Origin of the sequence: Pseudomonas protegens (assembly GCF_013407925.2) — a bacterium.
Classification (GTDB): Bacteria; Pseudomonadota; Gammaproteobacteria; order Pseudomonadales; family Pseudomonadaceae; genus Aquipseudomonas; species Aquipseudomonas fluorescens_AP.
Window position 1 is genome coordinate 1436567 of record NZ_CP060201.1, and the last position, 13525, is coordinate 1450091.

At 63.1% G+C, this 13525-nt stretch carries 17 protein-coding genes; 10 read left to right on the forward strand and 7 right to left on the reverse strand.

Annotation, left to right across the window (positions count from 1 at the left end; translation table 11 throughout):
• Positions 1-44 precede the first annotated feature (44 nt).
• The 5 genes from GGI48_RS06735 (at position 45) to GGI48_RS06750 (ending at position 3293) form a co-directional block, all read left to right on the forward strand.
• Positions 45-1016: a metallophosphoesterase family protein gene (locus GGI48_RS06735; RefSeq protein ID WP_179597569.1), complete on the forward strand. Its 972-nt coding sequence runs from the start codon at positions 45-47 to the stop codon at positions 1014-1016.
• Positions 1017-1028: 12 nt separating this feature from the next.
• The gene (locus tag GGI48_RS06740) at positions 1029-1346 is read left to right on the forward strand and encodes a plastocyanin/azurin family copper-binding protein (RefSeq protein WP_016964431.1); all 318 of its coding nucleotides are present in this window, start codon (positions 1029-1031) and stop codon (positions 1344-1346) included.
• Positions 1347-1574: 228 nt separating this feature from the next.
• The gene (locus GGI48_RS31120; RefSeq protein ID WP_016964430.1) at positions 1575-1706 is read left to right on the forward strand and encodes a hypothetical protein; all 132 of its coding nucleotides are present in this window, start codon (positions 1575-1577) and stop codon (positions 1704-1706) included.
• An 88-nt stretch (positions 1707-1794) separates the two neighbouring features.
• Positions 1795-1977, forward strand: a complete 183-nt coding sequence (locus tag GGI48_RS06745; protein ID WP_016964429.1) for a hypothetical protein — start codon at positions 1795-1797, stop codon at positions 1975-1977.
• 116 nt (positions 1978-2093) lie between these two features.
• Positions 2094-3293, forward strand: a complete 1200-nt coding sequence (locus tag GGI48_RS06750; RefSeq protein ID WP_016964428.1) for an MFS transporter — start codon at positions 2094-2096, stop codon at positions 3291-3293.
• Here GGI48_RS06750 and arfB read toward each other — a convergent pair.
• Positions 3290-3703 carry an alternative ribosome rescue aminoacyl-tRNA hydrolase ArfB gene (arfB, locus tag GGI48_RS06755; protein WP_016964427.1) on the reverse strand — a complete coding sequence of 138 codons (414 nt, stop codon included), beginning with the start codon at positions 3701-3703 and terminating at the stop codon, positions 3290-3292. The two genes, GGI48_RS06750 and arfB, sit on opposite strands and share 4 nt — an antisense overlap.
• 156 nt (positions 3704-3859) lie before the next feature.
• Positions 3860-5281, reverse strand: coding sequence for an amino acid permease (locus tag GGI48_RS06760; RefSeq protein WP_016964426.1), 1422 nt, complete (start codon positions 5279-5281; stop codon positions 3860-3862).
• A gap of 395 nt (positions 5282-5676) precedes the next feature.
• On the opposite strand from GGI48_RS06760, the gene GGI48_RS06765 reads away from it, so the two are divergent.
• The 3 genes from GGI48_RS06765 (at position 5677) to GGI48_RS06775 (ending at position 7475) form a co-directional block, all read left to right on the forward strand.
• Entirely contained in the window at positions 5677-6033 is a 357-nt protein-coding gene (locus tag GGI48_RS06765; protein ID WP_179597571.1) for a hypothetical protein, read from the forward strand.
• Between the two features lie 275 nt (positions 6034-6308).
• Positions 6309-6446, forward strand: a complete 138-nt coding sequence (locus GGI48_RS06770; protein ID WP_016964425.1) for a hypothetical protein — start codon at positions 6309-6311, stop codon at positions 6444-6446.
• A gap of 63 nt (positions 6447-6509) precedes the next feature.
• Positions 6510-7475, forward strand: a complete 966-nt coding sequence (locus tag GGI48_RS06775) for a leucyl aminopeptidase (protein ID WP_179597573.1) — start codon at positions 6510-6512, stop codon at positions 7473-7475.
• Positions 7476-7646: 171 nt separating this feature from the next.
• Here GGI48_RS06775 and rluB read toward each other — a convergent pair whose 3' ends face one another.
• From rluB to GGI48_RS06800, 5 genes are all read right to left on the reverse strand, one after another.
• Positions 7647-8837, reverse strand: coding sequence for a 23S rRNA pseudouridine(2605) synthase RluB (rluB, locus tag GGI48_RS06780; RefSeq protein WP_179597575.1), 1191 nt, complete (start codon positions 8835-8837; stop codon positions 7647-7649).
• A gap of 261 nt (positions 8838-9098) precedes the next feature.
• On the reverse strand, positions 9099-10106 hold the full coding sequence (gene scpB / locus GGI48_RS06785) for an SMC-Scp complex subunit ScpB (protein WP_179597577.1): 1008 nt from the start codon (positions 10104-10106) through the stop codon (positions 9099-9101).
• Between the two features lie 12 nt (positions 10107-10118).
• Positions 10119-10817: a segregation and condensation protein A gene (locus GGI48_RS06790; RefSeq protein WP_173655933.1), complete on the reverse strand. Its 699-nt coding sequence runs from the start codon at positions 10815-10817 to the stop codon at positions 10119-10121.
• A 120-nt stretch (positions 10818-10937) separates the two neighbouring features.
• Entirely contained in the window at positions 10938-11567 is a 630-nt protein-coding gene (locus tag GGI48_RS06795; protein ID WP_042941347.1) for an L-threonylcarbamoyladenylate synthase, read from the reverse strand.
• Positions 11568-11580: 13 nt separating this feature from the next.
• On the reverse strand, positions 11581-12441 hold the full coding sequence (locus GGI48_RS06800; protein ID WP_016965852.1) for a PHP domain-containing protein: 861 nt from the start codon (positions 12439-12441) through the stop codon (positions 11581-11583).
• An 87-nt stretch (positions 12442-12528) separates the two neighbouring features.
• Here GGI48_RS06800 and GGI48_RS06805 point away from each other — a divergent pair, with 87 nt between their 5' ends.
• Positions 12529-13125 carry a septation protein A gene (locus GGI48_RS06805; protein ID WP_016965851.1) on the forward strand — a complete coding sequence of 199 codons (597 nt, stop codon included), beginning with the start codon at positions 12529-12531 and terminating at the stop codon, positions 13123-13125.
• Between the two features lies 1 nt (position 13126).
• Positions 13127-13426, forward strand: a complete 300-nt coding sequence (locus tag GGI48_RS06810; RefSeq protein ID WP_179597579.1) for a YciI family protein — start codon at positions 13127-13129, stop codon at positions 13424-13426.
• The last annotated feature ends 99 nt before the right edge of the window (positions 13427-13525 follow it).

Below are 13525 nucleotides of genomic sequence, written 5' to 3' on the forward strand. Positions count from 1 at the left end.
CAGATGTGAGACCCATCACTGTAGACCGCTACCGAGGGCGCACCATGGACACTCCTGCCACATCGCATACCCAAGCCACCGAAGGCCCGCAGAATCCCGACCGGCGCACCCTGCTCAAGTGCTCGGCCTGGGCCGGCGCCGGCGTCATCTGGGCCTTGAGCGGAGGAATTCCTCGTGCCTTCGCCCTGGACCAGGCAGGCCAACCGAGCGACCCCAGCGTCCTGAACAGCAGCTTTCATTTCGTGCAGATCAGCGATTCGCATATCGGCTTCAACAAGGAAGCCAACCCGGAACCGGTGAAGACCCTGCAAGTAGCCATCGACAAGGTCATTGCCCTGCCCAAGCGGCCCGCGCTGATCCTCCACACCGGGGACATCACCCACCTGTCCCGAGCCGAAGAGTTCGACACCGCCGCCCAATTGCTCAAGGGCCTGCCGTCCACCGTGCACTACGTACCGGGCGAGCATGACACCCTGGATGAAGGCGGCGGCCAGCTCTACCTGCAACGCTATGGCAAGGGCACCCGGGGTAACGGCTGGTACAGCTTCGACCAGCAAGGCGTGCACTTCATTGCCCTGGTGAATGTCTTCAACCTGCAGCCCGGTCATGAAGCCAGCCTGGGCGCCGAGCAACTGGCCTGGCTGGCGGATGACCTGCGGGCAGTGGCCAGCAGCACGCCAATCGTGGTCTTCACCCATATCCCGTTGTGGACCATCTACCAGCCCTGGGGCTGGGGCACCGAAGACGGCGACCAGGCCATCGCCCTGTTGCGCCGCTTCGGCTCGGTGACCGTCCTCAACGGCCATATCCACCAGGTCATCCAAAAGGTCGAGGGCAACATCACTTTCCATACCGCTCGCGGCACGGCCTACCCGCAACCGGCTCCCGGCGCCGCGGCCAACCCCGGGCCGATGACCGTGGCCGCCGACCAGTTGCGCAATTACCTGGGCATCACCGATGTCCGCGCGACCCAGGGCGAGCATCCCCTGGCCCTGCTCGACTCCACCCTGGTCTGAGGTCCTCGTGCGATGAAGACATGGCTCACACTGCTGCTTCTGGGCTGCCTGGCAACACCCGCCTGGGCCGAGGAGGTGACGATCGATATCCGCGCGTTCATGTACAACCCCCAGGATGTGCAAATCACCGCGGGCACCCGGGTCACCTGGGTCAATGACGACCAGATACCGCACACGGTGACTGAAACCCACAAGCTGTTCCGTTCCGCGGCACTGGACACCAACGACCGTTTTTCCTACCAATTCGATACCCCCGGCACCTACCAGTACTTCTGCGTCCTGCACCCACAGATGATCGGCAAGATCATCGTCAGCCCACCACAACCCTAGGCAACCAGCCCAGTGCCGCGCCCTGTGCGGCGCCGCACAGGGCCGCCGTGGCCGGCGCGCAAGTGCAGGTTCATGGGCCGCCAAAGCACACGAAAGCCGACCAATAACCCTCAACCTAGGGGAAATAAAAATCTTTCTGTCATTTGTACTGCTGTATCCTGCCCAGGCTTTTTAAAAGCGCGGACCTACCCAGCGATTTAAAAAACAGACTTTGCGAGGAGCAACGACATGCATGAGATCCCGAATCTCCCCTTCCCAAGCCTGCACGAAACTGAGCAGACCACCCCGCCCCAAGCCAGCGCTGAAAAGCCTGTAGTGCAAGAAGCCGCCGACAGCCGCAAGGCCGACAGCGACGACTGAAAAACGCTGTAACCAGACCGTGTGGAAAGCGCTACTCAAGCGCTTTCCACACCGCCTGAAACCTCCCCCCCCCGAGCCCTACCCAGCCATGACCGACTCCTTCAGCGAAACCCAGGCCAGCGTGCTGATCGGCACCGCGGAAAAAATGATCGAGGTGTGGAACCGCCTGAGCGCGCCAAGACAGGCCGCCCTGCTGGCCCGTTTCGGCACCCAGGAAAACGCTATCGCCGCCCTGGTCACCACGCGCCTGCTGCAAGACAACGACGCCTGAGTCAAAACCCTGGCCCGAAAGATCTGCACAACGCGTCGAATTCTCCCCCTGCGCCAGCGTCCACATCGGTATCATAAGCAGCCTATCTATTCAGCTGTCGCCGTGGACCCATCCCCATGCCAGATTCCCAGCGCCCCTTGGCGGTCACGCTGCAAGTCGTCTCCATCGTCCTGTTCACCTTTATCGGCTACCTGAATGTCGGCATTCCCCTGGCGGTGCTGCCGGGCTATGTGCACAGCGATCTGGGTTTTGGCGCGGTGATCGCCGGCCTGGTGATCAGCGTGCAATACCTGGCCACCCTGCTCAGCCGCCCCTACGCCGGACGCATCATCGACAACCTGGGCAGCAAGCGCGCAGTCATGTACGGCCTGGCCGGCTGCGGACTAAGCGGCGTGTTCATGCTGCTCTCGGCCTGGCTGCAACACCTGCCGATCCTGAGCCTGCTCAGCCTGCTGACTGGCCGCCTGGTGCTGGGCAGCGCGGAAAGCCTGGTGGGCTCGGGTTCGATTGGCTGGGGCATCGGTCGGGTCGGCGCGGCCAACACCGCCAAGGTAATTTCCTGGAACGGCATCGCCAGCTACGGCGCCCTGGCCATCGGCGCGCCCCTGGGCGCCTGGCTGGTCGATCATCTCGGCTTGTGGAGCATGGGCGTGAGCATCATCCTGCTGGCCGTGCTCGGCCTGCTGCTGGCCTGGCCAAAACTCGCGGCGCCGATCGTCGCCGGCGAACGCCTGCCCTTCATCCATGTGCTGGGCAAAGTCTTTCCCCACGGCTGCGGCCTGGCCCTGGGCTCCATAGGCTTTGGCACCATCGCCACCTTCATCACCCTGTACTACGCCACCCAGCACTGGGACAACGCGGTGCTGTGCCTGAGCCTGTTCGGCGCCAGCTTCATCGGTGCGCGCTTGCTGTTCGGCAACCTGATCAACCGCCTCGGCGGCTTTCGCGTGGCGATCGCCTGCCTGTCGGTGGAAACCCTCGGCCTGTTGCTGCTGTGGCAGGCCCCCGACGCCCACTGGGCACTGGCTGGCGCGGCCTTGAGCGGCTTCGGCTTCTCTCTGGTGTTCCCGGCGCTGGGGGTGGAAGCGGTGAACCTGGTGCCGGCCTCCAGCCGTGGCGCGGCGGTGGGCGCCTACTCGCTGTTCATCGACCTGTCGCTGGGCATCACCGGGCCCCTGGCCGGGGCGATTGCCGCCGGCTTCGGCTTTGCCTCGATCTTCCTCTTCGCCGCCATCGCCGCCTGCAGCGGCCTGGTACTGAGCCTGTACCTGTACCGTCAGGCACCCAGGCAACGCAAGGAACGCGCGCTCGGCTAGAAGTCCACCTTGCCGCGACCGGCCTTGATGTTGCCGCGCTTGGCCTTGCTCTCCAGCCGACGCTTCTTCGAACCCAGGGTCGGTTTGGTCGGGCGGCGTTTCTTTTCCACCTTGATGGCGCTGAGGATCAGCTCGGTGAGACGCTCCAGGGCATCGGCGCGGTTTTGCTCCTGGGTGCGGTATTGCTGGGCCTTGAGAATGATCACGCCATCACTGGTGATGCGACTGTCGCGCAGCGCCAGCAGCCGCTCCTTGTAGAACGGCGGCAAGGACGAGGCCGGAATGTCGAAGCGCAGATGCACCGCGCTGGACACCTTGTTGACGTTCTGCCCACCGGCGCCCTGGGCGCGGATGGCGGTCAGCTCGATCTCGGCATCCGGCAGATGCACGTTGTTGGAAATCACCAGCATGGAACAGGAATCCGTCTTCAGGGCGCACAGGATACCCCCATTCCCCCGGCTCTGGCGGGCCTCTTCGCTGGCCGGCGCAAGCGATCTCAACCCGCAGAAAAATCACAGGCATGAAAAACCCGGCCGCAGCCGGGTTAGTCATGGCCAGGGCCGCACTTACTTCAGCGAAGCACTGGCCGCCTGCAGCGGTTGCTGGGCACTGCGCTTGTTCTTGATCAGGTAGCAGACCCACATGAACACCACCCATACCGGGATCGCGTACACCGAAATCTGGATGCCCGGGATCATCAGCATGATGCCGAGGATGAACACCACGAACGCCAGGCAGATGTAGTTGCCATAGGGGTACCACAAGGCCTTGAACAACGAGGTCTGGCCGGTGCGATTCATGTGCTGGCGGAACTTGAAGTGCGAGTAGCTGATCATCGCCCAGTTGATCACCAGGGTCGCCACCACCAGGGACATCAGCAGCTCCAGCGCGTGCTGCGGGATCAGGTAGTTGAGCACCACGGCGACGAAGGTCACCACCGCCGAGGCGAGGATCGACATCACCGGCACGCCGCGCTTGTCGATCTTGGCCAGGACTTTCGGCGCATCGCCCTGCTCGGCCATGCCCAGCAGCATGCGGCTGTTGCAGTAGGTGCCGCTGTTGTACACCGACAGCGCTGCAGTCAGGACCACGAAGTTGAGGATGTGCGCCGCGGTGTTGCTGCCCAGCATCGAGAACACCTGGACGAACGGACTGCCGCTATAGGCATCGCCAGAGGCGTTCAGGGTCACCAGCAGGGTGTCCCATGGCGTCAGCGACAGCAGCACCACCAGGGCGCCGATGTAGAAAATCAGGATGCGGTAGATCACCTGATTGATCGCCTTGGGGATCACGGTCTTCGGCTTGTCGGCTTCAGCGGCGGTGAAGCCGAGCATTTCCAGGCCGCCGAAGGAGAACATGATGATCGCCATGGCCATCACCAGACCGTTGACCCCATTGGGGAAGAAGCCGCCATGGGACCAGAGGTTGCTCACCGAGGCCTGCGGGCCGCCGTTACCGCTAACCAGCAGGTAGCTGCCCAGGGCGATCATGCCGACGATGGCCACCACCTTGATAATGGCGAACCAGAACTCGGCCTCGCCGAACACCTTGACGTTGGCCAGGTTGATGGCGTTGATCATCACGAAGAACACCGCCGCCGAGGCCCAGGTCGGGACGTCCGGCCACCAGTAGTGCACGTACTTGCCGACCGCGGTCAGCTCCGACATGCCCACCAGGATGTAGAGAATCCAGCAGTTCCAGCCGGAAAGGAAACCGGCGAAGCCGCCCCAGTATTTGTGGGCGAAGTGGCTGAAAGAACCGGCCACCGGCTCTTCGACGATCATCTCGCCCAGTTGGCGCATGATCATGAAGGCGATGAAACCGCAGATGGCGTAGCCGAGGATCATCGACGGACCGGCGGATTTGAGTACCCCGGCCGAGCCCAGGAACAAACCGGTGCCGATCGCGCCGCCCAGGGCGATCAGTTGAATATGACGATTTTTCAGGCCGCGTTTCAGCTCGCCCGAATGCGAGTTTTGTCCACTCATGAAAAGGTTCTCACGCAAGGTTTGATGATGTTTGCAAGACGTTGCCGCCCGGTGAGGCTTAAGCGGCGCGGAGCAAACCCCAGCGCAGGCACCCGAAATTCAGCGTTTTTCTAACGGTCATGCGTCACCTGTTTGTTTTTATCTGTGACGAAATCGAACCCACCACGCTCGTGACGCGGCGGAGTGAACAAGGTGGATAACCTTGAGTTTATTGGCCCGGCAGCGGTGCTTTCAGCGCCCTCGGGGCAGGCTGAAACGCGCGGCGCAGACGCAAAATGCGCGGGTACGCAGTTGGGTCACAGTTAAAACGCCGCGCATTGTACACCCCTGACCCCCTGCCGCCAGACACTGCTGTATCAGCGTGCCGGTAACCGGGATCTTGCGGGGCCTGCTCGATGCTCGACATCGGCGGCGGAACATGGGACGGACCGCGTGGGGTCGTCGATGAAGGTGCGATGACCATCGCCCTTCGAAGGGTGTCGGTGAAAGTCGGTTACGGCGTTCATTGCGCCTCCTTCTTGTTATGCACCTGTACGCAGGCAGGTGTGCATCTCACCCGCCTTGGCGCTCTGGAACAAGCGGGCCAGAGCCTCGGCAAGCGGGAAGCTCACGGCCCGGCGGCAGCTTTTCCTTACAGCGCCGTGACCTGCGCGGTTTCAGGGCGCAACACGCAACATTTCGTAATTTTTTCTTTACAACGCGTAACGCCAACTTGCCGGGACAGATCATCCGGCCCCGCGACTGCAAATTGACGCGCTGGCCACGGCGGCCCCGGGAAGGCCTCAGCTTTTTGTTTTCAGGCGAAAAATATTCCGCGCAAAAAATAGAAAATAAAGTTCAGTAGAAAATAATCTAATTATTTTTTTGCACTTCAAAATGCCCTGAACTAGGTTTCCAGCCACTTGCCGGATGCCTCGTCCGACAGGTACGAGGAGCGGCTGGGCAGCCTTTGCAAGCATCCCGTTCAGCGCTGTTGAACCGCTCCGCCAATGGACTGCTATGCGCTATGTCATCTAGGAGAGTCACCATGCAAACACTGGAACAAGACCTGGAAACCGAACTGCAACTGGACGAGTGGTTCGAAGCGGCCACTCATGATGCGGCCGTGGAAATGATGCAGGCCGACGCCGTGGTGCCGTTCGGCACGGCGATGTGGCCGATGTAAGGCGCCCGGACCGGAGCGGGCCGTGCGCCTGCTCCGGTCACCTTTGTCCTCCAGGGAGGTTTTATGGACCAGAGCCGCGCCATCCGCCATTTCCTGTACTACCTCGAACGCCACCCGGCCCTGAGCAACGCCCGGGCGCCGCAGGTGGTGATCGGCCACACCGCCGACTACCAGGCCATGGTCAGCGCCATCATCGAACAGTCGCACCAGGCCACGCCGCTGGCGCTCAGCGCCCTGCGCCTGGACCTTGAGCCGGCCGAACGCCTGGCCCGGGCGATCATCGACTGCGACCTGTACATTTTTTTCTACGACTCCTCGACCCTGGCCCAGCCGCGCCCCGACGGCCCGGAATTTCTCCGCCCGCTGCACGGGTTGATGGCCGAACACTGGAAGAAGTCGCTGCTGTTCAAGGATTACGGCGAGTACTTCTACGACACCTTCAGCGTCGAGCCGCAGCGTATCGCCGACCTCAACGCCACCTTGATCCGCCGCCTGTCCCAGGCCTCGATCCTGAGCTTCAGCGACCCCCAGGGCTCCTATTTCGAAGCGCCCTTGAGCAGCGTGAAGAAATGGACCGACATCAACGGCGTCGGCAACTACGACCTGGCACCCGGGGAAATCGCGACCCACAGCGAGGCCATCAACGGTCATGTGAAGTTTCTCGGGACCTTCCTCAGCACCATCCCCTTTGCCCGCAAATACGGGGTACTGCAGGCACCGCTGGAGCTGTGGATCGACAACTCGACCATCACCCGCGTTGCCACCGAGGTGCCCGGGCTGGCCAATGACTTCAACAAATACCTGGATGCCAACCCGTCCAACCGGCGCATCGAGGAGCTGGGCATCGGCACCAACGAGGGCATCAAGTCCCTCTACGGGCGCAATTCCGGCTTCGAGGAACGCCACTGCGGCCTGCACCTGGGGCTGGGAGGCAGCGCCAAGGGCAGCCACCACCTGGATCTGATCTTCAGCTCAGGAGTGCTGGCGGTGGACAACAAGCCGGTGTTCGACGGCCAGTTCGCCTTTTAACCCTCCTTGCGTAGACGCTGGCTTGTGTCGGAGCTGGCTGGCCAGCGAAGGCGATCACAAGCCTTGCCCAGGAGGTGAGAGCCTATTCGCCGGCAAGCTGGCTGCTACGCAGTTGCAGGCAAAAAAAAAACGCCAACCCGAGGGTTGGCGTTCTTGTCGGCGGGCCGAAGCTTACTCCGGCTTGCGACGACCGAAGCCAGGACGCTGGCCCGTGCCGGCCGGGGCGCCACGACGCTTGCCGGACGGCGCGTCCTTGTCCAGCACCAGGCTGGGACGCTTGGACTTCGATGCCGGCTTGGCCGGGCGCTTGGTGTCCGCCGGACGCTCGGCTACCGGGGTGCCACGGCCAGTGGCCGGGCGCGGCGCGCGTGGAGCGCGCTCGCCATCCTGACGGGCCGCCGGCTTGCGCCCTGGGCGCTCGCCTTCGATCTGCGGCTCACGGGAGACACGCGGGTTGGCCGCTGCACCGTTGGCCGGACGCAGGGTGCGCACGCGCTCGCTCTTGCCCACCGGACGCGAGGATTTACGCTGCATGCGCTCCAGCTTGTCCTTGGACTTGGCGTTGAGCTGCGGCAAGGCCACCGGGGTCAGGCCGACTTCGGCGCTGAGCACGTCGACTTCGTACTGGCTCATTTCGCGCCAGCGGCCCATCGGCAGGTCGGAGTTGAGGAACACCGGACCGAAGCGCACGCGCTTCAGGCGGCTGACCACCAGGCCCTGGGATTCCCACAGGCGACGCACTTCACGGTTGCGACCTTCCATCACCACGCAGTGATACCAGTGGTTGAAGCCTTCGCCACCGGGCGCCTGCTGGATGTCGGTGAACTTGGCCGGGCCGTCTTCGAGCATGACCCCGGCCTTGAGGCGCTCGATCATCTCGTCGTCGACTTCGCCGCGCACACGCACCGCGTACTCGCGGTCCATCTCGTAGGACGGGTGCATCAGGCGGTTGGCCAGCTCACCGTCGGTGGTGAACATCAGCAAGCCGGTGGTGTTGATGTCCAGGCGGCCGATGTTGATCCAGCGGCCTTCGCGCGGACGCGGCAGCTTGTCGAACACGGTCGGACGGCCTTCCGGGTCGTCACGGGTGCAGATCTCGCCGTCGGGCTTGTTGTACATGATCACGCGGCGCACCGATTCGGCGGCCTCTTCGCGCTTGATCACCTTGCCATCGATGGAAATGGCGTCATGCAGGTCAACGCGCAGGCCCAGGGTGGCCTCTTTGCCGTTGACCTTGATCCGGCCCTGGCTGATCCAGGACTCGACGTCGCGGCGCGAGCCGACGCCGATGCGGGCGAGGACTTTCTGCAGTTTCTCGCCGGCTGGACGGATTTCCTGGTCGTTCTGATCGGTATCGCTCATCTGGGCACCTCCCGGTGTAGCGCTTCAGGCTTGAGCGGCCTGAAGACGTGAAAACAGGTTCTGTGGCGAAGGGATCGCCAAAGGGTCGCGAATCATACGCTCATGGCGGCGATTGCGCATCACAGACTAGTTGATAAGTCGCCGCCCGTTTTTTTTCCGCCCACCGGTGATGCAGCGCAGGGCCGGCTTGCTGGCGAAGAAGGCCGCAGGCCTTGCACCGAACCGGTTGACGCCTTCGCTGGCAAGCCAGCTCCTACAAGATCAGTCGTCCAGCAGGCGGCGTTCGTTTTCGATGGCTTCGGCCAGGGCTTCGGCCTCTTCTTCACTCAGCTCCGGTGCAGAAGGTTCCAGCGCGGCTACCGCGGCCAGCAACTTGGCCCGGGCCTCGGCGACACCCAGCACATCGTCCTGCGCGTCGAGCAGCGGCTCATCCTCGGGCTCGACCGGGAGTTCATCGGCTTCATCAACGGGGATGTCAGCTTCGGCCTGAACCTCTTCCTGGGGGAGATCCAGCACCGGTTCTTGCTGCTCCCCCTGTTCCAGCGCTACCGGAGCATCGCGATGCAGGTCGTCGAAGTCGGTCTTGATCCCCTCTTCCATCGAATCCAGCTCCAGCAACAGGGTATGGAAGCTGGTTTCCTCCTTGGGCTCCTCCTGCTCGGCGCTGGCGTCGGCCAGTTGCTGCAGGTGCTCGGGCACGGGGGCGTCATCGAACTCCAGCACCGGCTCGGCCTCGATCTCCCGCAGTTCGGCCTGGGGCGGCAGGTCGTCGAGGTTCTTCAGGTTGAAATGGTCGAGAAAGGCCTTGGTGGTGGCGAACATCGCCGGTTTGCCCGGCACATCGCGGTAGCCCACCACCCGAATCCACTCGCGCTCCAGCAGAGTCTTGACGATGTTGCTGTTGACCGCCACGCCACGCACGTCCTCGATCTCGCCGCGGGTGATGGGCTGGCGGTAGGCGATCAGGGCCATGGTTTCCAGCAGGGCACGGGAGTAGCGCTGCGGGCGCTCCTCCCACAGGCGGCCGACCCAGGGCGCGAACTTTTCGCGGATCTGCAGGCGATAGCCGGAAGCCACTTCCTTGAGTTCGAAGGCCCGCCCCTCGCAGGATTTGCCGAGCAGGGTCAGGGCCTTCTTGAAGACGGCCGGGTCCGGCCGCTCGGCTTCTTCGAAGAGCTCGAACAGACGTTCCAGGGACTGGGGTTTTCCCGAGGCCAACAGAAAGGCTTCGAGCAGGGAAGCCAGCTCGCGGGGTTCATTCAGGTTCATGATTTAAGCTCGTTATTCGGCGCGTGCCCGTACGTGGATGGCCGCAAAGGGCTCATTCTGCACCAGCTCGACCAGGGATTCCTTGACCAGTTCGAGGATCGCCATGAAGGTCACCACCACCCCCAGGCGCCCTTCCTCGGCGGTGAACAGCTCGACAAAGGGCACGAAACCGCCGCCCTTGAGCCGCTCCAGCACATCGCTCATGCGCTCGCGGGTGGACAAGGCCTCGCGGCTGACCTGATGGCTTTCGAACATGTCGCCACGGCGCAGCACCTCGGCCATGGACATCAGCAACTCTTCCAGGGCCACATCCGGCAACAGCTTGCGCACCCGGGCCTCGGGCGCATCGAGCTTGGGCACCACCACGTCGCGGCCGACCCGGCTCAGGCCATCGATGCCTTCGGCGGCGGCCTTGAAGCGCTCGTACTCCTGCAGGCGGCGAATCAGTTCGGCGCGCGGATCGTCCTCTTCTTCCTCGACCTCGGCGGAACGCGGCAGCAGCATGCGCGATTTGATCTCGGCCAGCATCGCCGCCATCACCAGGTACTCGGCGGCCAGCTCCAGGCGCACCGACTGCATCAGTTCCACATAACCCATGTACTGGCGGGTGATTTCCGCCACCGGGATATCGAGGATGTTGATGTTCTGCTTGCGGATCAGGTACAGCAGCAGGTCCAGCGGGCCTTCGAAGGCTTCGAGGAAGACTTCCAGGGCATCCGGGGGGATGTACAGGTCCAGGGGCATTTCCATGACCGCCTGGCCGTAGACCATGGCGAAGGGCAGCTCCTGTTGGGCGCCGGCCTGTTCGTCGACGGTTTCTACTGCGGACATCTAGGCCTCGGCCATGAACGGCGCTGGGTCGCCGCAACCGACGCGGATCACTTCCGGCTCACCGTCGGCCAGGCTGATCACCGTGGACGACTCGGTGCTGCCAAAGCCGCCGTCGATGATCAGGTCCACCTGGTGCTCCAGCAGTTGGCGCATCTCGTAGGGATCGCTCAGGGCCTCGGTGTCGCCGGGCATGATCAGGCTGACGCTCATCAGCGGCTCGCCCAGCTCGGCCAGCAGCGCCAGGGCAATCGGGTTGCTCGGCACCCGCAGGCCGATGGTGCGGCGCTTGGGGTGCAACAGCAGGCGCGGCACCTCCCGAGTGGCGTTGAGAATAAAGGTATAGGGCCCCGGCACATGGGCCTTGAGCAGGCGGAAGGTGCCGGTGTCGATCTTGGCGAACAGGCCCAACTGCGAGAGGTCGCTGCAGATCAGCGCGAAGTTGTGCTTGTCGTCCAGCTGGCGCAAGCGGCGCACCCGCTCGATCGCGGCCTTGTCGCCCATCTGGCAGGCGACGGCGTAGGACGAATCGGTGGGATAGATCACCACGCCACCGCCACGGATGATCTCGACGGCCTGTTTGATCAGGCGCGGCTGGGGGTTTTCCGGGTGGATCTGGAAAAATTGACTCACTGTCTCTACCTGTTCAGGCGGCAATAATTGGCTCATGTTTGAAGCGACACCATAGCGGCGGCAGATCCTCGGGGACCGGACGGTATTCGCCGATCTCGGACCAGCCTCCTGGACCATGAAAGTCACTGCCGGCGCTGACCAGCAGTCCGAATTCACGAGCAAGAATAGCCAGACTGCCCACTTGCTCCGCAGGTTGATGGCCATTGACCACTTCAATGGCATGACCACCGGCTTGAATATAGTCGGCAATCAGACGGCGACGCTTGCTGCGGGTGAAATCGTAGTGCCAGGGATGGGCCAGGCTGACCCAGGCACCGGCCTCGCGCAGGGTGCCGACCGTTTCCTCCAGGGTGGGCCAGTGCAGCTTGACGTCACCCAGCTTTCCCGCCCCCAGCCACTTGCGGAAGGCTTCGGCGCGGTCCTTGACGAAGCCGGCACGCACCAGGTAATCGGCAAAATGCGGCCGCGCCGGGGCGTTGCCGCTGTCGCCCAGTTCCTGCTGGATGGCCCGGGCGCCTTCCAAGGCGCCCGGCATGCCTTTGAGGGCCAGCTTGCGGCTGATCTCCTCGGAACGCAGCCAGCGCCCCGCGTGAAGTTTCTCGATGGCGGTCACCAGGGCCGGGGCTCGGGTATCGAATCCGTAGCCCAGCACATGAATAGTGGCGCCGCCCCAGGTGCAGGACAGCTCGACGCCGTTGACCAACTGCATGCCCAGTTGCGCCGCTGCCTGACGAGCCTCGTCCAGCCCCTCGAGGGTGTCGTGGTCGGTCAGGGACAGGATTCGCACGCCTCTCTCGTACGCACGCGCAACCAGAACCGCGGGCGCCAGGGCGCCGTCGGAGGCCGTGCTATGGCAGTGCAAATCGACATTCACAGGATGTTAAAACCTCAAGTCAGCTGGCGCTTTCGCGACCAAGGATGTTTGTTATTATGCCGCCACATCCTGCTTCTGGCTGCCACTGTGAAACAATTCATCGACTTCATCCCGCTGTTCCTGTTTTTCATCGTCTACAAAATTGATCCCCGAGTCGTCGACCTGGCTGGGCACGAAGTCAGCGTGGGCGGCATCTACAGCGCCACGGCGGTGCTGATCATCAGTTCCCTGGTGGTGTACGGCGCGCTGTTCATTTCCCAGCGCAAACTGGAAAAGAGCCAGTGGCTGACCCTGGTCGCCTGCCTGGTCTTCGGCAGCCTGACCCTGGCCTTCCACAGCGAAACCTTCCTCAAATGGAAAGCCCCGGTGGTCAACTGGCTGTTCGCCCTGGCCTTCATCGGCAGCCATTTCATCGGCGACCGCCTGCTGATCAAGCGCATCATGGGCCACGCCCTGACCCTGCCTGAGCCGGTATGGACCCGCCTGAACATCGCCTGGATCGCCTTCTTCCTGTTCTGCGGCGCCGCCAACCTGTTCGTCGCCTTCACGTTCCAGAGCATCTGGGTCGACTTCAAGGTCTTCGGCAGCCTGGGCATGACCGTATTGTTCCTGGTGGGCCAGGGCATCTACCTGTCGCGCCACCTGCATGACGCCGATCCCACCACCCCGAAAACCGAGGACTGACATGCTTTACGCAATCATTGCCACAGACGTCGCCAATTCCCTGGAAAAACGCCTGGCCGCGCGCCCGGCGCACCTGGAGCGACTGCAAGTACTCAAGGAGCAAGGGCGTGTGGTGCTGGCCGGCCCGCACCCAGCGATCGACAGCAATGACCCTGGCGCCGCCGGTTTCACCGGCAGCCTTATCGTGGCCGAGTTCGAATCCCTGGAAGCCGCCCAGGCCTGGGCCGAGGCCGACCCCTTCGTGAGCGCTGGCGTCTACGCCAATGTGCTGGTCAAGCCGTTCAGGCAATCGATGCCGTAAATCCTCCCCGGCGCGATGAACCTTCAGGGTCCATCGCGTTCTCAATCGCTCATTATTCTCGTTTGACGGCCGACAACCTGCCCAACACTCGATTGGAAT